General features: G+C 68.5%; 20 protein-coding genes. 11 read left to right on the top strand and 9 right to left on the bottom strand.

The window, feature by feature from the left end:
- Positions 1–101: 101 nt before the first annotated feature.
- Complete coding sequence (locus EIK80_RS03785) at positions 102–800, bottom strand: cytochrome c family protein (protein ID WP_125155616.1); 699 nt, start codon at positions 798–800, stop codon at positions 102–104.
- Positions 801–965: 165 nt separating this feature from the next.
- On the opposite strand from EIK80_RS03785, the gene EIK80_RS03790 reads away from it, so the two are divergent.
- The 3 genes from EIK80_RS03790 to EIK80_RS03800 all read left to right on the top strand — a co-directional run bounded on the left by EIK80_RS03790 (position 966) and on the right by EIK80_RS03800 (position 3,053).
- A complete protein-coding gene (locus tag EIK80_RS03790; protein WP_125155617.1) occupies positions 966–1,703 on the top strand; it encodes a 3-deoxy-manno-octulosonate cytidylyltransferase in 738 nt (245 codons plus the stop codon).
- Positions 1,700–2,551, top strand: a complete 852-nt coding sequence (locus tag EIK80_RS03795; RefSeq protein ID WP_125155618.1) for a prephenate dehydratase — start codon at positions 1,700–1,702, stop codon at positions 2,549–2,551. The genes EIK80_RS03790 and EIK80_RS03795 overlap by 4 nt, the downstream gene beginning before the upstream one ends.
- Before the next feature lie 85 nt (positions 2,552–2,636).
- On the top strand, positions 2,637–3,053 hold the full coding sequence (locus EIK80_RS03800; RefSeq protein ID WP_125155619.1) for an MAPEG family protein: 417 nt from the start codon (positions 2,637–2,639) through the stop codon (positions 3,051–3,053).
- On the opposite strand, the gene nadC is transcribed toward EIK80_RS03800, so the two are convergent.
- The 4 genes from nadC to arsH form a co-directional block, all read right to left on the bottom strand.
- A complete protein-coding gene (gene nadC / locus EIK80_RS03805; protein ID WP_125155620.1) occupies positions 3,050–3,898 on the bottom strand; it encodes a carboxylating nicotinate-nucleotide diphosphorylase in 849 nt (282 codons plus the stop codon). The two genes, EIK80_RS03800 and nadC, sit on opposite strands and share 4 nt — an antisense overlap.
- Positions 3,895–5,409, bottom strand: coding sequence for an L-aspartate oxidase (locus EIK80_RS03810; RefSeq protein ID WP_125155621.1), 1,515 nt, complete (start codon positions 5,407–5,409; stop codon positions 3,895–3,897). The genes nadC and EIK80_RS03810 overlap by 4 nt, the downstream gene beginning before the upstream one ends.
- A gap of 124 nt (positions 5,410–5,533) precedes the next feature.
- Positions 5,534–6,622 carry a quinolinate synthase NadA gene (nadA, locus tag EIK80_RS03815; RefSeq protein ID WP_199743363.1) on the bottom strand — a complete coding sequence of 363 codons (1,089 nt, stop codon included), beginning with the start codon at positions 6,620–6,622 and terminating at the stop codon, positions 5,534–5,536.
- A 244-nt stretch (positions 6,623–6,866) separates the two neighbouring features.
- Complete coding sequence (arsH, locus tag EIK80_RS03820; RefSeq protein WP_125155623.1) at positions 6,867–7,595, bottom strand: arsenical resistance protein ArsH; 729 nt, start codon at positions 7,593–7,595, stop codon at positions 6,867–6,869.
- Between the two features lie 55 nt (positions 7,596–7,650).
- On the opposite strand from arsH, the gene EIK80_RS03825 reads away from it, so the two are divergent.
- The 4 genes from EIK80_RS03825 to arsC are packed head-to-tail and all read left to right on the top strand — an operon-like array spanning position 7,651 to position 9,641.
- Positions 7,651–8,022 (top strand): helix-turn-helix transcriptional regulator, encoded by a 372-nt coding sequence (locus EIK80_RS03825; RefSeq protein WP_125155624.1) that lies wholly within the window; start codon positions 7,651–7,653, stop codon positions 8,020–8,022.
- Positions 8,019–8,552 carry an arsenate reductase ArsC gene (locus tag EIK80_RS03830; protein WP_125155625.1) on the top strand — a complete coding sequence of 178 codons (534 nt, stop codon included), beginning with the start codon at positions 8,019–8,021 and terminating at the stop codon, positions 8,550–8,552. The genes EIK80_RS03825 and EIK80_RS03830 overlap by 4 nt, the downstream gene beginning before the upstream one ends.
- 4 nt (positions 8,553–8,556) lie before the next feature.
- Positions 8,557–9,231, top strand: coding sequence for an MIP/aquaporin family protein (locus EIK80_RS03835; RefSeq protein ID WP_125155626.1), 675 nt, complete (start codon positions 8,557–8,559; stop codon positions 9,229–9,231).
- Positions 9,228–9,641 carry an arsenate reductase (glutaredoxin) gene (gene arsC / locus EIK80_RS03840; protein WP_125155627.1) on the top strand — a complete coding sequence of 138 codons (414 nt, stop codon included), beginning with the start codon at positions 9,228–9,230 and terminating at the stop codon, positions 9,639–9,641. The genes EIK80_RS03835 and arsC overlap by 4 nt, the downstream gene beginning before the upstream one ends.
- A gap of 87 nt (positions 9,642–9,728) precedes the next feature.
- Here arsC and EIK80_RS03845 read toward each other — a convergent pair whose 3' ends face one another.
- On the bottom strand, positions 9,729–12,029 hold the full coding sequence (locus EIK80_RS03845; protein WP_125155628.1) for a TonB-dependent receptor: 2,301 nt from the start codon (positions 12,027–12,029) through the stop codon (positions 9,729–9,731).
- A 361-nt stretch (positions 12,030–12,390) separates the two neighbouring features.
- On the opposite strand from EIK80_RS03845, the gene EIK80_RS03850 reads away from it, so the two are divergent.
- Positions 12,391–13,938 (top strand): N,N-dimethylformamidase beta subunit family domain-containing protein, encoded by a 1,548-nt coding sequence (locus EIK80_RS03850; RefSeq protein WP_125155629.1) that lies wholly within the window; start codon positions 12,391–12,393, stop codon positions 13,936–13,938.
- A 149-nt stretch (positions 13,939–14,087) separates the two neighbouring features.
- On the opposite strand, the gene EIK80_RS03855 is transcribed toward EIK80_RS03850, so the two are convergent.
- The gene (locus tag EIK80_RS03855; protein WP_125155630.1) at positions 14,088–15,362 is read right to left on the bottom strand and encodes an aminotransferase class III-fold pyridoxal phosphate-dependent enzyme; all 1,275 of its coding nucleotides are present in this window, start codon (positions 15,360–15,362) and stop codon (positions 14,088–14,090) included.
- Between the two features lie 79 nt (positions 15,363–15,441).
- On the opposite strand from EIK80_RS03855, the gene EIK80_RS03860 reads away from it, so the two are divergent.
- Positions 15,442–16,386 (top strand): carbohydrate kinase family protein, encoded by a 945-nt coding sequence (locus EIK80_RS03860; protein ID WP_125155631.1) that lies wholly within the window; start codon positions 15,442–15,444, stop codon positions 16,384–16,386.
- A complete protein-coding gene (locus tag EIK80_RS03865; protein ID WP_125155632.1) occupies positions 16,386–17,036 on the top strand; it encodes a class II aldolase/adducin family protein in 651 nt (216 codons plus the stop codon). Before EIK80_RS03860 ends, EIK80_RS03865 begins: the two co-directional genes overlap by 1 nt.
- Positions 17,037–17,187: 151 nt before the next feature.
- Here EIK80_RS03865 and EIK80_RS03870 read toward each other — a convergent pair whose 3' ends face one another.
- On the bottom strand, positions 17,188–19,431 hold the full coding sequence (locus tag EIK80_RS03870) for a TonB-dependent receptor (protein ID WP_125155633.1): 2,244 nt from the start codon (positions 19,429–19,431) through the stop codon (positions 17,188–17,190).
- Positions 19,432–19,808: 377 nt separating this feature from the next.
- A complete protein-coding gene (locus EIK80_RS03875) occupies positions 19,809–20,462 on the bottom strand; it encodes a TetR/AcrR family transcriptional regulator (protein WP_125155634.1) in 654 nt (217 codons plus the stop codon).
- Between the two features lie 326 nt (positions 20,463–20,788).
- Here EIK80_RS03875 and EIK80_RS03880 point away from each other — a divergent pair, with 326 nt between their 5' ends.
- Positions 20,789–22,033, top strand: coding sequence for an MFS transporter (locus EIK80_RS03880; RefSeq protein ID WP_125155635.1), 1,245 nt, complete (start codon positions 20,789–20,791; stop codon positions 22,031–22,033).
- Positions 22,034–22,048: the final 15 nt, after the last annotated feature.

The following is a 22,048-nucleotide window of genomic DNA, read 5'->3' on the forward strand; positions in this document are numbered from 1 at the left end:
GGGAGGGGGAGCGTGTGTATTTAAGGCAAACTCACAGCCAAACAAAAAGGCCGCGGAGCTTTCGCTGCGCGGCCTCTTCGATCTTGTCGGCCTTGGAAGGCTTAGGCCTTCGGCGGGGCCGTATTGCCACCGGCGGCCGGCGCGGCGGGGGCCGTGGCGGCGCCAGCGGCCGGAGCCGTCGTGCCGCCCGGCGCGGCCGGGGCCGCGGCGTCGGCGGCGGGCGCGCCTTCGGCCGGAGCGGCGGCGGCGGCCGGACGCGGCGGCGGGACCGGCAGCTTCGAGCCGAGGCTGTGCAGGTAGGCGATCATCGCGATGCGGTCTTCCGGCTTCTTCAGACCCACGAAGGTCATGTTGGTGCCGGGGACGTCCTTACCGGGAGCCTTGAGGAAGGTGTACAGGGCGTCGTAGTCCCACACCGGGGTCTTGGCCGAGAAGTCCTTCATCGCGCCCGAATAGTTGAAGCCCGGGTGGGCGGCGGGCTTGCGACCGACGACGTCCCACAGGCCCGGACCGGTGGCGTTGGCGTTCGAGGCGTCCAGCTTGTGGCAGGCGGCGCACTTGGCCGAGACGGCGGCGCCGGCGGCCACGTTGGCCGGGGTCAGGACCGCGTTCCAATCGGGCGGGGTGTCGGCCGCGGCGGCGCCGCCGCCGGCGGAATCTTCCTGGACCGCGATCTCGTAGCCGGCCTTCTCGACTTCATGCTTCTTGAAGACGATGTCCGACGCTTCCCGCAGACCAAAGATGATGAGGCCGGTCAGCAGCACGCCGCCAGCGATCTTGTTGAACGTCAGGTCGCTCATTTCAGCCTAGTCAGCCTCTTGTCGGCCCACCCCAGGGCGGGCTTTGAACCAGCGCCTCGGACTCGCGATACGAGTCTCCAGCGCACGTCATGTTGCGCTCGCGTCTCTTACACGCTACCGCCCCTCGCGCAACCGGTCCGCAAAGATTTGAGGCCCAGAACCGCCATGAACCCGATCGTCCTGATCCCCGCGCGGATGGCGGCGACGCGTCTGCCCAACAAACCGCTGGCCGACATCGGCGGGACCCCGATGATCGTCCGGGTTCTGAACCAGGCCCTGGCGGCGGGCGTCGGCCCGGTCGCCGTGGCGGCCGGTGATCGCGAAATCGTCGAGGCGGTTCAAGCCGCTGGCGGCGTGGCGGTGCTGACCGACCCCGATCTGCCGTCGGGTTCGGACCGCATCCTGGCGGCGCTGGCGCAACTCGATCCGGGGTTCGAACATGACGTCGTGATCAATCTGCAGGGCGACATGCCGTTCGTCGATCCGGCCGTGCTGAGCGACTGCGCTCGGATACTTAAGGAGTTCGAAGACGCCGATATCGCCACCGTCGTCGCGCCCGAAGCCTCGATAGCCGACCGCGGCAACCCGGACGTGGTCAAGGCCGTTCTGGCCATGGAGGACGACGGCCAAAGCGGCCGCGCGCTCTATTTCACCCGCTCGACCCTCTATGGCGACGGGCCGGTATGGCGCCACATCGGCCTCTATGGCTATCGCCGCGAGGCGCTGGTGGTGTTCAACGACGCCGCCCCCTCGGCCCTCGAAAAGCGCGAGAAGCTGGAGCAGCTGCGCGCCCTGGAGCTGGGCCTGACCATCCGCGCCGCCGTGGCGACGAGCGCGCCCATTTCCGTCGACAATCCTTCCGACCTCGAAGCGGCCCGTAAGCAGGCCGAGGAAAACGCATGAGCATCCTCAAGAAGATCGCGTTCCAGGGCGAGCCCGGCGCCAACAGCCACGAGGCGTGCCGGACCTATTTCCCGGACTACGAGGCCTATCCCTGCAAGACCTTCGAGGAGGCGTTCGAGGCCATCAAGACCGGGATCGCCGCCCTGGGCATGATCCCGATCGAGAACTCGATCGCCGGCCGGGTCGCCGACGTCCACCACCTGCTGCCGGCCTCGGGCCTGAAGATCATCGGCGAGCGCTTCAAGCCGATCCGCTTCCAGCTGATGGCCAACAGGGGCGTCAAGCTGGAGGACGTGAAGGTGGTCAGCTCGATGCCGATCGCGCTCAGCCAGTGCCGCAACAGCCTCAAGCGCCTGGGCGTCGAGACCGAGGCCGCGGGCGACACGGCCGGCGCGGCCAAGGCCCTGGCCCTGAAGCCCAACCCGACCCACGGCGCGGTCGCCCCGGCCCTGGCGGCCGAGATCTACGGCCTGGACATCCTGGCCCGGGACATCGAGGACGAGCGCCACAACACCACCCGCTTCCTGGTGATGACCGCCGACAAGAGCCCGCCGGCTCCGGACTTCACCCACCGTTGCGTGACCAGCTTCGTGTTCCGCGTCCGCAACCTGCCGGCGGCGCTCTACAAGGCCCTGGGCGGCTTCGCGACCAACGGCGTCAACATGACCAAGCTGGAAAGCTACATGGAAGGCGGGAATTTCACCGCGACCTTCTTCTACGCCGAGGTCGACGGCCGGCCGGAGGACCGTTCTCTGGCCCTGGCGCTGGACGAGCTGAAGTTCTTCTCGGAGAAGTTCGAGATCCTGGGGGTCTATCCGGCCGATCCGTTCCGGGACCGGGGGGGCTGAGGCGGGCGCCGACCCTCCCCAACGTCACCCTTTCGATATCAATGTTATCTGTCTACCCTCCTCGCAAAAGACGGGGAGGGTTCACGTGAGCAGTTCGATGATCGCGCCGGTGATGGCGCTGGTGGCCTGGTCGCTGGTGATGTGGGTCTGGATGTACGTCCAGCGCATCCCGGCGATGCACAAGGCCGGGGTCAAGCCGCAGGACGCCCGCTTTCCGGGCTCGCTGGACATCCTGCCGGATTCCGCGCGGCAGGCGGCCGACAACTACAACCACCTGATGGAGCAGCCGACGATCTTCTACGCGGCGGCGCTGGCCATCCAGGTCGCGGGCCACGCCGATCCGATGGCCGTTCATCTCGCCTGGGTCTATGTCGGCGTGCGCGTGCTGCACAGCCTGCTGCAGGTCAGCCTCAACTTGGTGCCGGTGCGGTTCCTGCTGTTCGTGATCTCGACCGGGGTGCTGGCGGCGATGGTGGTCCGGGGGCTGATGCGGGTTTTCTAGACCGCGTCCAGCCCGATATCCAGCACCGGCGCGGAGTGCGTCAGCGCCCCGACGCTGATCACGTCGACGCCGGTTTCGGCGATGGCCCGGACGGTGGTCAGGTTCACCCCGCCCGAGGCCTCCAGCACCGCGCGGCCCTTGGCCAGGCGCACGGCGGTCTTCAGGTCGTCGAGGCTGAAATTGTCCAGCATCACCACGTCCGGGCCGTGCTTGAGGGCCTCGTCCAGCTGGTCCAGGCCGTCGACCTCGACCTCGACCTTGACTAGGTGGCCGGCATGGGCGCGAGCGCGGCGGACGGCTTCGCCGACCCCGCCGCAGGCGGCGACGTGGTTGTCCTTGATCAGGATGGCGTCATCCAGGCCGAAGCGGTGATTGACCCCGCCGCCGCAGCGGACGGCGTATTTCTCAAGCGCACGCAGGCCTGGGGTGGTCTTGCGGGTGTCGACGATGGTCGCCCCCGCGCCCTCGACCAGGCGGACATAGGCCCGCGTCAGGGTGGCGACGCCCGACAGCCGGCCCAGCAGGTTCAGCCCCGTGCGCTCGGCGGCCAGCACGGCGCGGGCGTTACCTTCGGCCCTCGCCAGGATCGCGCCGGGCATGACATCCGCGCCGTCCGGGGTCGCGACCTCGAAGGTCGCGGTCGGATCCAGCGCCGCCAGCGCCAGGCGTGCGCAGGACAGGCCCGAGACACGGCCGTCCTGCCGGCTGGCCCAGACCACCGACAGGCGGGCGTCCGGATCGATGCAGGCCTGGCCGGTGATGTCGCCGGCCCGACCCAGGTCCTCGGCCAGGGCGTGGTCGACGATCGGGCGGACGAGGATGTCGTCCAGAGGCTGGATAATCATTCGGCGGCGTAGCGGACGGCGGCGTCCGCGCTCGTGAGGGTGACGAAGGTGCGGACCGGCTCGGCGGTCGCGGGGAAGTCGCGGCGATAATGGCCGCCGCGGCTTTCCTGGCGGGTCAGGGCGGCGTCGACGATCAGCCGGGCGGCGACCAGGGGCGGGCAGGGGCCGTAGGCGGGCTCCAGGGCGTCGATCTGCTCCAGCAGGCGGGTCAGGCCCGCTTCGTCGCGGATCACCCCGGCGTCGCGGCTCATGGCCTTGCGCAGCACCTGGAAGGCGGCGTCGGGCAGGTCGGGCAGGGGCTCCAGGCTGACCGGTTCGCCGCCCGCCTGACCCTCGGCCGCCGCCGCGTGGCCGGCGCGGGCGCCGAACACGGCCGCTTCCAGCAGGCTGTTGGAGGCCAGACGATTGGCGCCCTGGACGCCGGTCGAGGCGCACTCACCCGCCGCGTAGAGGCCCGGCAGGCTGGCGCGGCCGTCGAGATCCGTGGCGACCCCGCCCATGTGGTAGTGGACGGCCGGGACGACCGGGATCATCTCGCGGCGCGGGTCCAGGCCGCCCGCGCGGCAGGCCTCGAACACGGCCGGGAATTCCTTGGGGAAGTGCGGACCGACGGCGGCGACGGCGTCGAGGAACGCTCCGCGCCCGCTCTCGCGCTCGGCGTGGATGGCGCGGGCCACCACGTCGCGCGGGGCCAACTCGCGGGCCGGGTGGTAGTCGGCCATGAAGGCGCGACCGTCGACATTGCGCAGGATCGCGCCCTCGCCGCGCAGGGCCTCGGTGGCCAGCGGGGCGGGATCGCGGCCGATGTCGATGGCCGTGGGGTGGAACTGCACGAACTCCGGATCGGCGATCGTCGCGCCGGCCAGGGCGGCCAGACCGAGGCCTTCGCCGCGCACTTCCTTCGGCGTGGTGGTGACCGCGTAGAGGCCGCCGATACCGCCGGTGGCCAGGATCACGCTGTGGCTGCGGATCTCGACCAGCGCGCCGTCGATCTCGGCCAGGACCCCGACCACGCGGCCGGTCGCGTCCTGAAGGAGCCGACGCGCGCGGGCGGTCTCGCGGACCTCGATGGTCGGGACGGCGCGGACGGCGGCGATGACGGCGGCCATGATCGCCGCGCCCGCCCCGTCGCCGCCGACCCGGGCGACCCGGGCCTTGGCGTGGGCCGCTTCCAGGCTGAGCACGAACTCGCCGCCCGTCTTGCGGTCGAAGGGCGCGCCGAGGGCGGCCAGGTCGCGGACGGCCTGCGGGCCTTCGCGGGTCAGCAGGTCGACGGCCTTGGGATCGCAGAGGCCCGCGCCGGCGGCGATGGTGTCGGCCGCGTGCAGCGCCGGGCTGTCCTCGCTGGACAACGCCGCGGCCATGCCGCCCTGCGCCCAGGCGCTGGAGCAGCCGGTCGCCAGCGGCGTCGGCGACAGGACGAGGGCCTTGCCCGCCGCGAGGGCGGCGCTGAGGCCGGCCAAGCCGGCGCCGAGGATGACGGGGCCGTCGAAGTCTACGCGTTCGATCATTCCACACTCCACTCCCCTCCCCCTTGCGGGGAGGGGTTGGGGGTGTAAGCTCGGCTCAGAGCCGACACCCCCATCCGACCGCTTCGCGGCCACCTTCCCCGCAAGGGGGAAGGGAGCCAGTTCGTTAAATCAGCTCGACATTCACGTGATGCCGGGCCTTGACCAGGTCGTACCGCGCCGGGACGGCCGGGGGCGGCAGGTCGATCATCCGCTGCACGGCCAGGCGCGCGCGGTCGAGGATGTCGGCGTCGACCGTCACTTCGAACTGCTCGTGGACCAGGGCGTCGTGGATGTTCTGGAGCGTGATCCGTTTCATGTGCGGGCACATGTTGCAGGGGCCGATGAACTGGGTCGAGGGGCTCTCGGCCTGGACGTTGCTGGCCATCGAGCACTCGGTGATCAGCACCACCTGGGCCGGCTTGCGCTGGGCCACGTAGTCGTTCATCGCCGCGGTCGAGCCGGCGAAGTCGGCGGCTTCCAGGATTTCGGTCGGGCACTCGGGGTGGGCCAGCACCTCGGCGCCGGGCCAGGCCGCGCGCATGTCGGCGATGTCGCTGGCGGTGAAGCGCTTGTGCACCTCGCAGTGACCGGCCCAGGCGATGATCTTGACGTCGGTCTGACGCGCGACGTTGCGGGCCAGATATTCGTCGGGGATCAGGATGACCTTGTCGACGCCCCATTCCCTGGCGGCCCACTCGACCACCTGCACGGCGTTGGCGCTGGTGCAGCAGATGTCGGTCTCGGCCTTCACGTCGGCGGTGGTGTTGACATAGGTGACAACCGGGATCCCCGGATAGCGCTGCTTGATCAGCCGCACGTCGGCGCCGGTGATCGAGGAGGCCAGCGAGCAGCCGGCCTTCAGGTCCGGGATCAGGATCTTCTTTTCGGGGCTGAGGACCTTGCTGGTCTCGGCCATGAAGTGGACGCCGGCCTGGACGATGATCTGGGCGTCGCTCTTGGCGGCTTCCTTGGCCAGGGCCAGGCTGTCGCCGACGAAATCGCCGACGCCGTGGAAGATGTCCGGCGTCATGTAGTTGTGGGCCAGGATGGCGGCGTTCTTCTCGCGCTTGAGGCGGTTGATCTCGGCGATCAACGGGGCCTGGACGCGCCACTCCATCGGGGTGACGTGGTGCTTGACCTTGTCCCAGACGCCGGCGGTTTCCGCCTCGACCTGGGCGGTGAACTCGAGCGGAGCGGCGAACCCGTCAGCCATCTGATACTCCGTTATGCTCAAAGTGAGCATTTCCAGGGCCTCAAAAAACGCCGGAGCCAGCTTGAGCGTTCCCGATCGGGGCGTTCGCGACTCTCGGCGTCCGGGTTATGCTGAAAGTGAGCATAACCGACCCGTCACATATAGACCTTGCGGCGCGGATTGCAAACCCGGTCGACAAGAAAGCGGTCAGCCAGCCTCGCGCTTCGCGTCGAAGCGTGGGCGGCTTCGGCGCCCGCCACGGGCCCTAAGCCGTCTCGTGCCTCATGGCCTCGGCCCCCAGGGCGACATGCTCGGGAATGCGCCCGTTGGCCTTGCGCTCGCTATAGCGGTCGACGAGGTAGTCGGCGCGGTCGCGGGTCAGCAGGGTGAACTTGACCAGCTCCTCCATCACATCGACGATCCGGTCGTAATAGCTGGACGGCTTCATGCGGTCGTTCTCGTCGAACTCCTTGTAGGCCATGGCGACCGAGGACTGGTTGGGGATGGTGATCATCCGCATCCAGCGGCCCAGCAGGCGCAGGGTGTTGACCGCGTTGAACGATTGCGAGCCGCCGCTGACCTGCATGACGGCCAGGGTCTTGCCCTGTGTGGGCCGCACGCTGCCGATCTCCAGCGGAATCCAGTCGATCTGGGCCTTCATGATCCCGCTGATCGCCCCGTGGCGCTCGGGGCTGCACCAGACCTGGCCTTCGGACCATTGCGACAGCGCCCGCAGCTCCTGGACCTTCGGGTGGTCCGGGCCGGTGGCGTCGGGCAGCGGCAGGTCGCGGGGATCGAAGATGCGGGTCTCGCAGCCCAAGGCCTGGAGGATGCGCGCGGCTTCCTCGACCAGCAGCCGGCTGAAGGAGCGCTCCCGCAGAGAGCCGTACAGCAGCAGGATGCGGGGCGGGTGGACGGCGGGGGTCGCCACCGCGAGCCGGCTTTGATCGACCTGGGCGAGGAACTTAGGGTCGAGGGCGGGAAACTCGGTCACGGGCGACTCCAAACAGCGTCATTGAACTGTCTAATAATTCGATCATATTGGAAATATGGAATCGAAAGCCGCTGTCAACATGCTCTCCGCCCTGGGCCATGACGGGCGCCTGGCGATCTTCCGCCTGCTGGTGAAGGCCGGCCCGGTCGGGATCGCCGCGGGCGACATCGCCCGGACGCTGGACGTCCTGCCCAACAGCCTGTCGGCCAATCTCAACGTCCTGTCGCACGCCGGCTTGATCACGTCCCGGCGCGAGGGCCGGTCGATCATCTATTCGGCGGATTTCGGCGCGATGAGCGGTCTGCTCGGCTTTCTGATGGAGGACTGCTGCGACGGCGCCCCCCAGATCTGCGCCCCGCTGGGCGCGATCGTCGCCAGGGCCGAGGCCTGCGACGGAACCTGTCTCACGGAAAAGGAGCCTGCATGAGCACCGAGCATCGCCCGATGAACGTCCTCTTCCTCTGCACCCACAACTCGGCGCGTTCGATCATGGCCGAGTGCATCATGAACCGCGTCGGCGCGGACCGCTTCAAGGCCTATTCGGCGGGTTCGATGGCCAGCGGCGTCGTCAATCCTCACGCGATCAATCTCCTCAAGCACCTGAACTACAAGACCGACGACCTTCGCTCGAAGAACTGGGACGAGTTCTCGCTGGCGAACAATCCCGAGGCCCCGGAACTGGATTTCGTGTTCACCGTCTGTGACAACGCCGCTGGCGAGGTCTGTCCGATCTGGCCCGGCCAGCCGATGAGCGCCCACTGGGGCATCCCCGACCCGAGCCAAGCGACGGGCTCCGAGGCCGAGATCGCCCTGGCCTTCGCCGACGCCTACCGCCAGCTCAACAATCGCATCACCCTCTTCTGCGCCTTGCCGATGAACGCCCTGGACCGCCTGTCGCTGCAGCGCCGCCTGGACGAGATCGGCCGGACCACGCTCGCCGACGACCCGGCGGCCTGACCGGATGGGGGAGTTCAGCGTCGCGCGCCGCCTGGTCGCGGAGGGCCTGGGGTCATCCCTGTTGCTGGCCGTGGTGGTCGGATCCGGGATCATGGGCGAGCGCCTGGCCGGCGGCAGCGTCGCCATCGCCCTGCTGGGCAACACCCTGGCGACAGGCGCGGCCCTGGTGGTGCTGATCGGCGTGTTCGGCCCGATCTCCGGGGCGCACTTCAACCCGGCGGTGACCCTGGTCGCGGCCTTGCGACGGGACCTGCCGTGGCGCTTGGCCCTGGCCTATCCGGTCGTCCAGATCGTCGGCGCCGTGCTGGGTGTCTGGGCCGCGCACGCCATGTTCGACGAGCCGATCGTCCAGGTGTCGACCAAGCTGCGGGCCGGCGGCGCCCAGGTCTTCGCCGAGGTCGTGGCGACCTTCGGCCTGGTGGCGACCATTCTGGGGACCGTGCGGTTCAGGCCGGATAGCACGCCGATGGCGGTTGGCCTTTACATCACCGCCGCCTACTGGTTCACCGCCTCGACATCCTTCGCCAATCCGGCGGTGACGCTGGCCCGAAGCCTGTCCAACACCTTCGCCGGGATCGCGCCGTCCTGCGTCCCGGCCTTCATCCTCGCCCAGCTCGTCGGCGCGCTTCTCGCGGCCGGCGTCTTCGGCTGGCTCCTCCAGACGGACAAGACCCCATGAGCGATACCGAATTTCCCGTCGTCGTCTTCCATAACCCGGCGTGCGGCACCTCGCGCAACGTCGTGGCCATGATCCGGGAGGCGGGCTACGAGCCCAAGGTCGTCGAATATCTCAAGGCGGGCTGGACCCACGACCAGCTGCGCGAACTGGCCGCCGAGGCCGGCCTGACCTTCCGCCAGCTGATGCGCGAGAAGGGGACGCCCGCCGCCGAGCTGGGACTGCTGGCCGAGGACGTGACCGAGGCGCGCATCCTGGACGCCATGGTCGAACATCCGATCCTCGTGAACCGCCCGCTCGTCGTCACCCCCAAGGGCGTGAAGCTGTGCCGGCCGTCCGAGGTCGTGTTCGACCTTCTGGACCGCAAGCCCGCCAGCTTCACGAAGGAAGACGGCGAGGTCGTCACCCTCTGACCGCCGCGCAAAAGAAAGGCCCCGGAGCGCGCTCCGGGGCCAGAAGAGTGTCCGGCCAGCGAGCCGGTCGGACGGGGGAGGAAACGCTTATTTCAGCTTGGCGCTGAGCGAGACGCCGACGATGCGGGGCTCGTTGTAGACGGCGGCCATGTAGTTCTCGATCACGCCCTTGAGGTTCTTCTCGTTCGTGATGTTGCGGCCGAACAGGGCGATCTCGTAGCCCTTGTCGAGGTTCTCGTAGCCCAGCTTCAGGCCGCCCTCGAAGCTGCCCTTGGAGTAGAACTCCTTGGTCTTGTAGAGCACGAAGTTGGTGTAGCCCTGGACGTTCCAGTCGGTGGCCACGAACACGCGGCCGGCGTCGCCGACCGGGATGTCGTAGCGGCCCGTGAAGTTCAGGTTGTACTTCGGGGCGTTCGGCAGTGGCTGGCCGTCGATCTGGGCGAAGGTGTTGTTCCCCACCTTGATCGTCGGGTTTTCGACCGTGCAGACCACCACGCCGTTCAGCGCGCAGACCTGGGCGTAGACGCGCTTGTCCTTGATCTCGCTGTGCAGGTAGCTGGCGCCGGCCGTCAGCAGCAGGTTGCGGACCGGACGCCACTCGAGGTCGGCCTCGACGCCGTAGGCCTGGGCCTTGTCGGCGTTGAACAGCACGCCGTTGCCGTTGCTGTCGTTGCCGTTCAGCTGGATGTCCTTGACCTCATAGGTGAAGGCCGAGGCGTTCAGGCGCAGGGTGTTTTCGAGCAGGAAGCTCTTGAAACCGACTTCGTACGACTGGATCGTTTCGGAGTCGGCCGTGGTGAAGTCGGCGTTGAACACCGCCGAGCGGCCCTGGATGGTCGGGCCGCGGAAGCCCTTGGCCGCGCGGGCGTAGACGCTGACGTCCGGATTGACCTGGTAGTTGGCCGACAGGTCCCAGCTGACCTGCTCGTCGGCCATCCGCACGTAGCGGCGGCCGCCGTAGGTCGACACGTTGGCGGCGTTGTTCGAGGTCTTCACCAGGACGGTCTTCTTGGCGTCGTAGGTGTCGCGCAGGCCGCCCGTGATCGTCAGGGCATCGGTCAGACGGTAGCTGACCTGGCCGAACACCGCCCACGAGGTGTTCAGGTTGTTCAGACGCACCCAGTTGTTGGGGTTGTAGCCGGCCGAGGTCGGCAGCAGGAAATAGCCGCGCTGATAGAAGTCGGTGGTGTCGCGCGAGTCGAAGTACAGGCCGCCGACCTGCCACTTCAGCTTGCCTTCGCCGTTGCTGGCCAGGCGGATTTCCTGGGTCAGCTGGTCGAGGTCGCGGATCTGGCCCATCGACTGGCCGAAGCCATTCGGGACGCCGTTGACCGGGAAGTTGGCCGCCGCGCCGCCGTCGGTGTCGCCACGGCTGTAGCCGCTGGTCGACTCATAGGCGCTGATCGAGGTCAGGGTGACCGGACCGAAGTCGTAGTCGACATGGGCCGAGGTCCCGTAGGTGTCGTAGGCCTGCGGGTTGTTGTTGGCCTCGTCCAGGGCGACCTGGTCGCGCGGCGCGCTGCTCTTGTTCGAACCCTTGGTCAGGGCCTGGCGCAGGAACAGGGTCGAGGTGCCCTTGTAGTTGCGGGCGTGGGCCGAGACCAGGACCGACAGCTTGTCGTTCGGCTTGGCCAGCACCTGGATGCGGGCGTCCTTCTCGTCAAAGCCGCCCATGGCGTTCTTCTCGGGCGTCTTGGTGCCGTCGGCGCTGGCGCCGGCATAGGTGTTGTCCACGTAGTCGTCGCGGTGCTGGTACAGCACCGAGGCGCGGAACATCAGGCCTTCGGCCAGCGGGCCGCCGACGCCTCCGTCGAAGGTGGTCGTGCCGTAGGTGCCGTACGAGGCCGAGAAGCGGGCGTTGAAGTCCTCGCTCGGCTTGATGGTGTCAAACTTGACGATGCCGGCGGTGGTGTTGCGGCCGAACAGCGAGCCTTGCGGACCGCGCAGCACTTCCACCTGGCCGATGTCGAACAGCGGGTTCGACTTCAGGACCACGTGCTCCATGATCACGTCGTCATGGATGATCGACACCGGCTGCGAGGCGCCGAGGTAGAAGTCGATGTTGCCGAGGCCGCGGATGTAGAAGCGCGGGAAGATCCGGCCCGTGGTGGTCTCGGCGTAGAAGCTGGGGACCTTGCCCGACAGGGCCAGGATGTCGCTGCCGTCGGCGGTGATGGCGCGCAGCTGCTCGCCGGCCACGGCGGCCACCGACAGCGGCACCTTCTGCAGGTTTTCCGAGCGGCGCTCGGCGGTGACGACGATCTCGTCCAGCGCCGTCGAGGCGGCATCGGCCGGAGCGGCCGACTGGGCGTGGGCGGCGCCGGCGATCAGGGTCGCGGCGGCCGCGCCCAGAAGCAGGGCGAGCTTGTTGGTTTGGGGAGTACGCATGGTGTTTTGAGAGACCCTCGTTCGCGGCCTTGATGGCCGTCTAAGACGCGCCGGCGGCGAGGAGACTCTCCCCGCGCCCTAGCGCTCAGGCGCTATAGCGGGAAATCGATGTCGGTTCAGTGAAGGATTACTTACTTTTGGCGGGGTGTGGCTTTGGCGCCAATGGGGGTGTCCAGCCGCGAGCGCTCAACAGGCCTGAAGCCTCGTCGACCGCGACCATGGCGGCGCCCTTCCTTGCTCGTCCCCGCTTGCGATTATTCCGAATAAGGTAGTAAAAACTACTCCATGGCCCGGCGCCAAGCGCGGGCGCTTCCGGCGTCTCGTATCCGCGCGGCTTGGCCGGAGTTCAGAGGGGAACCGAATGCTCGCTTGCTATACCGATCGCCTGAGCGTGCGCCCGGGCGAGCGCTTCGCCCTCCATGCCAGCGCCGAGAACGGTCCGTGCCGCCTGTCGATCGCCCGGATCGGCGCCGAGCGCCTGACGGTCCTGGAGCGCGACGACGTGCGCGTCGGCGATCATCCGGTTCCGGCCCACGCCGATCGCGACGGCTGCGGCTGGCCCGTCGCCCTTGAAATCGAGGTCGGCGAGGCATGGGCCTCGGGCTACTACGATATCGTCCTGACCGACGCGAGCGGCGGGGAGGCCCATCACTTCGTGGTCGTCAAGCCGCCGGTCGGCGTGCGTCGCTCGAGCGCCCTGATGGTGCTGTCGACCAACACCTACCAGGCCTACAACTACTGGGGCGGCGCCAACGCCTATTCGAACGTCTCGGGCCTGATGAGCGGGCAGGTTCCGTTCGCCCAGGCCATGGACCAGGCGATCGGCGTGCTGTCGACCCAGCGGCCGTTTCCGCCCCTGATCGTCGCGCCGCCGCCCAACCCGCCGCGCCTGATCAACCTGCGCAAGCGCGGGTTCGAGGAAGCCCCCTGGGCCTCAGACATGGCCTGGATGGTCGAGCATCGGGCCTCGCCCTACGACGGCTCGGCCGGCTTCCTGCACAAGTGGGAGCACGCCTTCGTGGCCTGGGCGGAGTCGAACGGCTACGTGCTGGACTTCGCCACCGACTACGACCTCGACGCCGAACAGGATCTCCTCGAAGGCTACGCGGCGGCGCTGTTCGTGGGCCACAGCGAATACTGGTCGGGCGGCCAGCGCGACCAGGTCGAGCGCTTCGTCGACGCCGGCGGCGCCGCCGCGATCCTGTCGGGCAACAGCTGCTTCTGGAAGGTGCGCTGGGAGAACGACGGCAAGACCTATGTCTGCCACAAGTGGAAGGGTTTCGAGGCCGAGGACGTCCCGCCCGAGAAGGCCACGCACCTGTGGTCGCACCCGGCCTTCCAGCGGCCCGAGGCCGCGCTGACGGGCCTGAGCTTCGTCTTCGCCGGCTATCATCGCCTGGGCATGTGCGTGTCGCGCGGCCAGGCCGGCTTCACGGTCTATGACGATCGCCACTGGGCCCTGGAGGGCTCGGACCTGTTCTACGGCGACGTCATCGGCGGCGAGCTGCCGCTGATCGGCTACGAGAGCGACGGCTGCCGCTTCCAGTTCGGCGACGACGGCCTGCCCAAGGCCGTGCCGATGCTGGGCGTGCCGGAGACCCTGGAGATCATCGGCGTCGCGCCCTGCGCCTTCGGCGAGGAAGCCGGCCGCGGATACAATCCGATCATCCCGCCCGAGAAGCTGGACGTGATCGCCCAGGTCACCTACGGCGACGCCGGCCCCGAGGCCCAGGCCAAGGTGCTGCGCGGCCATGCGGTGCTGGCCAGCTTCAAGCGCGGGAAGGGCGAGGTGTTCAACAGCGGCACCACCGAATGGGCTCACGGCCTGGCCGCGGGCGACCCGTTCATCGAGGTCATCACCCACAATGTCCTGCGGCGCTTCGGCGTCACCCGCGCCCCCTCGGCCTGAACCGCGCCGTCGGGCGTTCCGTCGAAAAAGAAGGGCCCCTCGCCAGGAGGGGCCCTTTGTCATGGCGACGCGCGAACGAGGCCTGAACGCATCGCGCAGAGCGCCGCCAGGGCAAGTCTGGCGGCGCCGCGTCCAGGCGGGAAAGTCCGTCAGTCGACCATGGAATGCAGGAAGACCAGCTTCTCGACCGGCGGCAGGGGACCGGCGGCCTTCAGCAGCTTGAAGGCCTCGTCGCCGGCCTCGATCGTGTGATCGATGTCGGCGTCGGTCATGGCCGTGGTCATGAACATATTATGCCAGGGGTGGAAATAGACGCCGCGCTTGAGCAGGGCGTTGTTCCAGAAGTAGGCCTTGGCGCCGGTCGGGTCCTCGTCGAACATGATCAGCGGCAGCTGGGCCGGACCGGTCTGGCGCAGCGAGAAGCCGTGGCGGTCGGCCGCCTCGTCCAGGCCCGCGCGCAGGCGCTCGCCCAGGGCGATGGTGCGCTCCAGGTAGTCGGTCTCGCGGATCAGCTTCATCGTCGCCAGGGAGGCGGCCATCGGCGCGGCCGAGAACCAGAACGAGCCGGTGGCGTAGATGGTGGCGGCCGCGAAGCGGGCCTTGTCGGCGCCCAGCAGGGCCGAGATCGGATGGCCGTTGGCGATGGCCTTGCCCCAGGCCGACAGGTCCGGCTTGACCCCGACCAGCGACCAGCTGCAGTCGCGGGCCAGGCGGAAGCCGGCGCGGACGTCGTCGACGATCAGCAGCGCTTCGTGCTCATCGCACAGCGCCCGGGCCCGGCGGGCGTATTCTGGATCGGGCAGCTCCTGATCGACGAAGGTGTCGTGCTTGATGGGCGAGGCGAAGATCGCCGCCAGGTCCGAGCCGGCCGCCTTGACCGCCGCCTCCAGGCTCTCGACGTTGTTGTACTCGTAGAACACCTGATTGGCGCGGTCGGCCTCGGTGACGCCGTTCTTCAGCGGCGTGCACCACGGCGCGGCGCCGTGATAGGCGCCCTTGGCCAGCACGATGGTGTTCTTCCGGGTGAAGTTGCGGGCGATCATCATCGCCATCGTCGTGGCGTCGGTGCCGTTCTTGCAGAACATCGCCCAGTCGGCGTGGCTGACCTGGGCGGTCATGGCCTCGGCCAGTTCGACCATGGCCTGGCCGGGACCGGTCATGGTGTCGCCCCGCTTCATGCGCTCGACATAGGCCTGGTCGATGGCGGCGTTGCCGTAGCCGAACAGGTTGGGGCCGTAGCCGCACATGAAGTCGACATAGCGGTTGCCGTCGACGTCCCAGAGATAGGCGCCCTCGGCGCGGTCGAAGAACTGCGGGTAGTCGTCGGGCAGCAGCATGACCGACTGGTGGCCGTACATCCCATTGGGGATCACCGCCATGGCGCGTTCCCGAAGCGCCGCATCCTTGCTGTTCGTCCAGGTCAAGTTCAGCCCCTTATAAGATAGTTTTGACTATTATAATGGCTGAGCCATATTGGCTGTCAATGCGTAGGGAGGACGCCGCATGAAGAACGGATTGGCCTGTATCGGGCTGACGACCCTGGACGTGGTGGCGCGCGCCATCGACGTGTTGCCGAAGGAAGAGGTGACGGGGCTGATCGAGGGGATCGCCTGCGCTCCGGCGGGCACGGCGGCCGCTCCGGCCCTGCTGGCGGCTCGCCTCGGCGTGTCGAGCCGGCTGATCTCGGCGGTGGGCGACGACCTGATCGGTCGCTTCATCCTCACGGCCCTGGCCGACGCCGGGGTCGACGTCACCGACCTGGAGGTTCTGCCGGGCCTGCCCAGCTCCACGACCCTGCTGGCGGTCTCCTCCAGCGGCGTTCGTCCGGGCTTCCACGCGCTGGGCGCGGGCATGCTGGCCCGCGTCACCCCGCGCGCGCTGGAGACGGCCGCCGCGGTGGGCTTTCTGCACTATGGCGGCGTCGGCGGTCCCAAGCTCGACGGCGGCGAGGGGGAGGCGATCGTCCGAGCCGCCTCGCGGGCCGGGGCGATCGTGACCTGCGACCTGATCGCGCCCCAGCTCTCGGCGATCGACGAGGTCAAGCGCCTGCTGCCGCATGTCGACTACTTCCTGCCCAGCGCCGCCGAGGCGGTGTTCCTGACCGGCCAGGAGGACCTCTTCGCCGCCGCCGAGACCTTCCGGTCGTGGGGCGCCAAGGGCTGCGTCATCAAGAACGGCGGGCGGGGCTCGGTGGTGGTCCTCGACGGCGTCAGCACGACCCTGCCGGCCCACGCGATCACGCCGGTCGACACCACCAGCTGCGGCGATTCCTATTGCGCGGGGTTCATCGCCGCCTTGTCGCGGGGCTGGACGCCGCTGGACGCCGCGCGCTTCGGCACGGCCACCGCCGCGCTGGTCGCCCAGGGCCTGGCCACCCTGGGCAAGCTCGAGAGCTTCGAGGCCACCGAGGCGGCGATGCGCCAGATGACTTTGAGGGAGATGGTGTGATGAGCGTGACAAATCAGGAGGCGGCTCTGCGCGAGCGCATGGCGCAGGTGATGCAGGCGATGGATGCGCGCGGCCTCAACAGGGGCACCTCGGGCAATGTTTCGGCCCGGTGCGGAGACGACATGCTGGTCTCGCCGACGGGCGTGCCGGCCGCGCGGCTGACCGCCGAGCACATGGTGCTGGTCCGTCCCGACGGCTCGTCGCCGGAAGGGGCGCTGAAGCCCTCCAGTGAATGGCGGATGCACAAGGGGATTCTCGATCGGCGCCCCGACGTGGGGGCGGTGGTGCATTGCCATTCGCGCCACGCCACCATCCTGGCCTGCGCCGGCCTCCAGATCCCGCCCATGCACTACATGGTCGCCGTCAGCGGCGGCAGCAGCGTGCCGGTCGCGCCGTACGCCACCTTCGGTTCGGAGGAACTGGCCGCGACCGTGGTCGAGGCGCTGGACGGCCGCTACGCCGCCCTGATGGCCAATCATGGCCAGATCGTCGCCGCGCCCAATCTCGACTTCGCCCTGGCCATCACCGAGGAGGTCGAGGAGCAGGCGGCGGTCTATTGGGGAACCCTGGCGATCGGCGGCCCCAACCTGCTGTCCGAGGACGAGATGAGCCGCATCCTGCAGCGGTTCCGATCCTACGGACAGCGCTGAGCGCCGGAGCCCGCCCAACGCCAAGCGGCTGGGCGGGCTCCGGTCCCCGCTAGAGCATTTTCCGACGAAGTGGATGCCGGTTCGTCGTCAGAAAATGCGTCAAAACAGAACGCTAGAGCATTTCACCGATCCAGTTGGATCGGAAAATGCTCTAGTAGTGGTAGCGCAGGAAGACGCCGAGGCTCCGCGGCCGGTTGTAGCTGAGGAGATCCACGCCCAGGCTGTCGATATTGGAGATCGCCACCTTGTAGGTCTTGTCGAACAGGTTGCGGGCGAAGGCGCCGGCCTCGATCTTCTGGTCGGGCGAGCGCCAGCTGAGCTGGGCGCCGGCGATCCACACCGCGTCCTGCGACAGGCGCGGGGCGTTGGAGTTGTCGAAATAGACCTTCGACGAATAGTTGGCGTCGACATTGGCCACGACCGACGCGCCGTTCGCCAGCGGCGCGACCCAGGTGGCGGCCGCGTTGAACGTCACCTTCGGCGACTGCGGCAGCCAGTTGCCGGTGAAGTCCTTGCCCTCGGTGAAGTAGTCGCCGTACTTGGCGTGCAGCAGCGACACGCCCGCGCTCAGGGTCAGGGGCTGGATCGGCCGGGCGGTGATCTCGGCCTCGCCGCCGTAGACCTTGGAGTTGGCGGCGTTGTCGAGCACCAGCACGGTCAGGCCGTTGCGCGTGGTCTGGGCGAAGACCTGCTGGTTCTTGTAGTCGTAGTAGAAGCCCGACACGTTCAGGCGCACCCGGCGGTTCAGGAACTCCGACTTCAGGCCCAGTTCGTAGGCGTCGAGGGTCTCGTTGTCGTAGGGCTGCATCTCCTCGGCGGTGGTCGCCAGGCCGCCGAAGAAGCCGCCGCTCTTATAGCCGCGGTTGTAGGTGGCGTAGACATTGGCGTCGTCGCTCAGTTCGTAGCGCAGGCCAAGCCGGCCCGAGACCGCCGAGAAGGTCTTGCTCTGCTTTGAGGTCAGGATGACGATCAGGCCGTCCTCGGCCTGGCTCTTGTAGTCCATGGACTTGTCGTCGGCCGACCAGCGCAGGCCCACCGTGCCGGTCAGCCGGTCGGTGATCTTGTAGTCGGCCTGGCCGAACACGGCGTAGCCCTTGGTCTTCTGGGTGTAGGGATAGCCGAAGGTCCCGACGCTGTTTTCGAGGCTGAGGCCGGTGGGGTTTTCGGGGGTGATGAACAGCGGCCGCAGGTCGCGCAGCACGTCCTGGCGGGTGTTATCCTCCACCCGCTCGTCCATGTAATAGACGCCCAACACCCAGTTGAGGCGCGCCGAGGCGTCGTCCGACTGCAGGCGCAGCTCCTGGGTGAACTGGCGCTGGCGCGAGCGGTAGTTGATCTCGACCATCTGCAGCGGGCTGGCGTCGGTGTTCTCCAGGTCGTTGCGGTGAGCCCACTGCCACGCCGTCACCGAGACCAGGGACACGCCGCCGAGCTTCCAGGTCGCCTGGCTCGAGGCGCCGAACAGGTCGACCTTGTCCTTGCCCTCCAGGTTGGCGTCCACGGCCCGGCTGTTGTTGTCGGTGTCGGCATAGCCCAGCAGGTCGGTGCAGGCGCCGCTGGCGTAGGCGTTGGACGCGCAGAATCCGTCCGCTCCGGTCGCCGCGGCGGTGGCGGGGAACAGGGCGCGGTGTTGCGGGGCGGTGGCGTCGCCGCGATTGACGTAGCGATTGACCTGGGTCAGCAGCTCGAAATCCGTGCTCGGCGTGTAGAGCAGCGACAGACGACCCGCCCAGTGGTCGGCGGCGTTGAGATCGTGGCCGGTCACGCGGTTGTAGGTATAGCCGTCGTCCTTGGCGTACTGGGCGGCCACGCGGAAGGCCAGCTTGTCGGCGATGATCGGGCCGCCGACGCCAAGATCGGCGGTCACGGCGTTGAAGCTGCCGTATTCCAGCGAGGCGTCGGCCCCGAAGGTCTGGCTGGGCCGCTTGGTGGTGATGTTGATCGCGCCGCCGTTGGTGTTGCGGCCATAAAGGGTGCCTTGCGGCCCGCGCAGCACCTCGACCTGCGCCAGGTCGAAGAAGCCGGCCATCTGGGCCAGGGGCGAGCCGATATAGACGCCGTCGACATAGACGCCGACGCCGCTGGAGGCGTTGGGGTTGAAGTCGCTGAGGCCCACGCCGCGGATATAGATCTTGGGATTGGCGGCCGCGTCGGCGGCGCTGATCCGCATGCCCGGGGCCAGGTTGTTGAGCGCCAGGACGTTGTTGACGCCGCGCGCCGCCAGGGCGTCGCCCGTCAGGGCGGTGACCGACACAGGCACGTCCTGCAGGTTTTCCGACCGCTTCTGGGCCGTGACCACGATCTCCTCGATCGCCGTGCTGTCGTGGGTTTGGGCCGCCGCGACGCCGCCGGACAACGCCAGCGCGGCGCAGCTCAGAAACATACCCGCTTTCATATTCAACTCCCCGTCTATCCAGTACTCCGACCGGTCCAGGCCATTACGATAATAAAAACTATCCCGACGCAAGGGGGCGTAGCGCAAGCGACCGGACCGTCTGGCGCGGCGCGGCGGTTCAGGCGCCCGGTTTGCAGGCGAAACCGCGCCAAACCGCTCGAAGGACGACCGGGAACCGGAAAGGGGAGAGATGGCCCGCGGGCTTGTCGTGACCTTCGGCCACGCTCGCGCCGGCCCGAGCGCGCGCTCCGGGGCTCAAGGCTGGGGGACTATGGGCTCAGGGCCGCCGTCTTTGGGCTGTGGCCGGATCCGGTCGTTCGGGACCCGGGAAGGCGATCAAGCCTCGCGCGAGGCCGAAGCGCGATCCGCTCGGGCGGTCAGTCCTTGGAGAGCTGTGACCGGCGGGGGAGGTCGAAATGGTAGCGGCCGATCATCCAGGCGACTTCCTCGATGACCATGTCCTCGTCGAGCTCGGGATCCTCCACCAGCATCTCCATGGCCGCGTAGCTCATCAATTCGGAGACGCGCATGGACAGCTTCAGGCGCTCTTCGTCGACCGGAGGGCCGTCCTTGACGCGAAACGCGAAGATCCGGTCCAGCACCGCCGTCCGCGACTCGACGCGCACGTCCTGCAGGGGCGGCATGGCGCGGATCGCCCGCAGGATCCAGAGCCCGCCCGGAAAGGCGCGGGTGACGGTGATGATCTCCTTCTGCAGCCGGATATGACTTTCGACGGCCGCGGCGAGGGTGGTCCAGTGGGCGCCGCCCGACTCCACCCAGGCGAAGACGACCTGGTCCTGGGCGTCCATCAGCCGGCGGGTCAGTTCTGTCAGCAGGGCGTATTTGTTCGGAAAGTACCGATAGAGGGCCGGCGGCGTCAGTCCCGCCCTCTCGCAGACGAGATTGGTCGTCAGGCGCTCGAAACCCACCTCGGCCAACAGTTCGCCGGTCGTCGCGAGAATCGCTTCGAAGGTGTTGATGCCGTTGCGCCGGGACGGCCGTGACTTGGCTTCGAGGTCAGGGGTGCTCACCAGGGGTCCTTGAAGAGCGCCGCGGATCGGCGGCGTGCAGTCGAATAGCAACGGGGCCGGGTCAAGAGAACCTGTCGCCGTCGCGGCGTGCGTCGCCCGCGCCTGCTTAGTGTAGCCCAAACTATCCTATTGGCCAGGGCGTTCGCGTCCCACGGGGAAGCGGGGCGCGGGCGATCCGTAGGCCGGCGCCCAGCAAAGCGGCAATGCGGTCGAAGCGATCCGGTGGGAGACCGGTTGACGATACTCTTGAGATAGCAAAAGCTACCTTTAGGGCCGTCGGGCGAAGACCCGTCGAAGAACCGATCCACGGCCCGTTGGAGGAATGCATGTCGCTCGAGGACACCCAGGCGCGCGGCGCGCGAGCCGAGGACGGCTGGATCGGCAGCCGACCGACGGCCGCGCAGATCGCGGCTTTCCTGGCGATCGGATCGGTCGCCCTGATCATGGCGGGCGTCCAGCCGGTGGTTCTTGGGGGGCTGGTCGACGCGGGCCGGCTCGACGTCAACCAGCTGGGCTGGAGCGTGACCATCGAGTTTCTCGCCATCGGGCTGGGCGTCGGGCTGGCGGACGCCTTCCTGCCGCCGCGCCGGCTCAAGCTGGTCGGCTTCGTGGCCGCGCTGGTCCTGGCCGTCATCAACCTCGCCGGGCTGGAGGTCTCGGGGCTGGGGGTCCTGGTGATCCGGGCGCTGGCGGGCCTGGCCGAAGGTGGCCTCGTCTGGCTGACCACGCTGATGATCGTGCGCTCGCCGACGCCGGGCCGCTGGAGCGGGATCTTCCTGGTCAGCCAGGCGGTGCTGCAGGTGGCGTGCGCGGCCGGCATACCGCTTCTGGTCTCGCCGTCGCTCGGCGCCAACGCGGGCTTCGCGACCCTGGGCGCCAGCGCCGTCCTGGCGGCGGCGGTCGCGTTCGTCCTGCCGGCCAGTCTGGCGCCGCTGGCGGGAAACACGAGCGATGAGCCCGTGCTGGCCGAGCCGATCCCGAAGGCGGCCTATGTCAGCCTGGCCGCCGTCTTTCTCCTGTTTTCGTTCTTCATCGGGTTCCTGGCCTATGTCGAGCAGCTGGCCGGCCAGTCGGGCCTGACGCCGGTCCAGGGCGGGCTGGCCGTCGCCCTGGCCCTGGGCAGCTCCATCGTCGGCTCTGGCCTGGCGGCCGTGGTGGCCGAGCGGATCCCCTATCACCGCGCGTTCCTGGTCTGTCTGCCGGTGTTCCTGTCGGTGCTGGTCGGCCTGTGGGTCCTGCCGGGGCCCGGCGTGTTCCTCGCCTTCGCCGGCCTGCACGGTCTGGCGTGGGGTTTCCTGCAGACGCTGCAGGCGCCGTTCATCATCGAGTCGGACCCCTCGCGGCGGGCGGTTCTGCTGGCCCCCAGCGTTCAGGCCGTCGGCGCGGCCGCCGGGCCGATGCTCTGCTCGTTCTTTGTCGGCGCCCACGAGGTTCGCGGCGCGCTGGTCGCCGCGGGCGCGTGCCTGGCGGCCTCGTTCGTCCTGGCGATGACGCTGTGGCTTTCGCGTGTCCGGCGCCAGGCCAAATCCGCGTTCGCCGCTGCCCCCGGACCGACGCGGCGCGCGGCCTGACCAACCCCGCCCGCG

Origin of the sequence: Caulobacter sp. 602-1 (genome assembly GCF_003931565.1) — a bacterium.
Classification (GTDB): Bacteria; Pseudomonadota; Alphaproteobacteria; order Caulobacterales; family Caulobacteraceae; genus Caulobacter.

Coding starts and splice junctions, on each gene's coding strand:
- EIK80_RS03785 (WP_125155616.1), bottom strand. CDS start 800: ATGAGCGACCTGACGTTCAACAAGATCGCTGGCGGCGTGCTGCTGACC.
- EIK80_RS03790 (WP_125155617.1), top strand. CDS start 966: ATGAACCCGATCGTCCTGATCCCCGCGCGGATGGCGGCGACGCGTCTG.
- EIK80_RS03795 (WP_125155618.1), top strand. CDS start 1,700: ATGAGCATCCTCAAGAAGATCGCGTTCCAGGGCGAGCCCGGCGCCAAC.
- nadC (WP_125155620.1), bottom strand. CDS start 3,898: ATGATTATCCAGCCTCTGGACGACATCCTCGTCCGCCCGATCGTCGAC.
- EIK80_RS03810 (WP_125155621.1), bottom strand. CDS start 5,409: ATGATCGAACGCGTAGACTTCGACGGCCCCGTCATCCTCGGCGCCGGC.
- nadA (WP_199743363.1), bottom strand. CDS start 6,622: ATGGCTGACGGGTTCGCCGCTCCGCTCGAGTTCACCGCCCAGGTCGAG.
- EIK80_RS03825 (WP_125155624.1), top strand. CDS start 7,651: ATGGAATCGAAAGCCGCTGTCAACATGCTCTCCGCCCTGGGCCATGAC.
- EIK80_RS03830 (WP_125155625.1), top strand. CDS start 8,019: ATGAGCACCGAGCATCGCCCGATGAACGTCCTCTTCCTCTGCACCCAC.
- EIK80_RS03835 (WP_125155626.1), top strand. CDS start 8,557: ATGGGGGAGTTCAGCGTCGCGCGCCGCCTGGTCGCGGAGGGCCTGGGG.
- arsC (WP_125155627.1), top strand. CDS start 9,228: ATGAGCGATACCGAATTTCCCGTCGTCGTCTTCCATAACCCGGCGTGC.
- EIK80_RS03845 (WP_125155628.1), bottom strand. CDS start 12,029: ATGCGTACTCCCCAAACCAACAAGCTCGCCCTGCTTCTGGGCGCGGCC.
- EIK80_RS03850 (WP_125155629.1), top strand. CDS start 12,391: ATGCTCGCTTGCTATACCGATCGCCTGAGCGTGCGCCCGGGCGAGCGC.
- EIK80_RS03860 (WP_125155631.1), top strand. CDS start 15,442: ATGAAGAACGGATTGGCCTGTATCGGGCTGACGACCCTGGACGTGGTG.
- EIK80_RS03865 (WP_125155632.1), top strand. CDS start 16,386: ATGAGCGTGACAAATCAGGAGGCGGCTCTGCGCGAGCGCATGGCGCAG.
- EIK80_RS03870 (WP_125155633.1), bottom strand. CDS start 19,431: ATGAAAGCGGGTATGTTTCTGAGCTGCGCCGCGCTGGCGTTGTCCGGC.
- EIK80_RS03880 (WP_125155635.1), top strand. CDS start 20,789: ATGTCGCTCGAGGACACCCAGGCGCGCGGCGCGCGAGCCGAGGACGGC.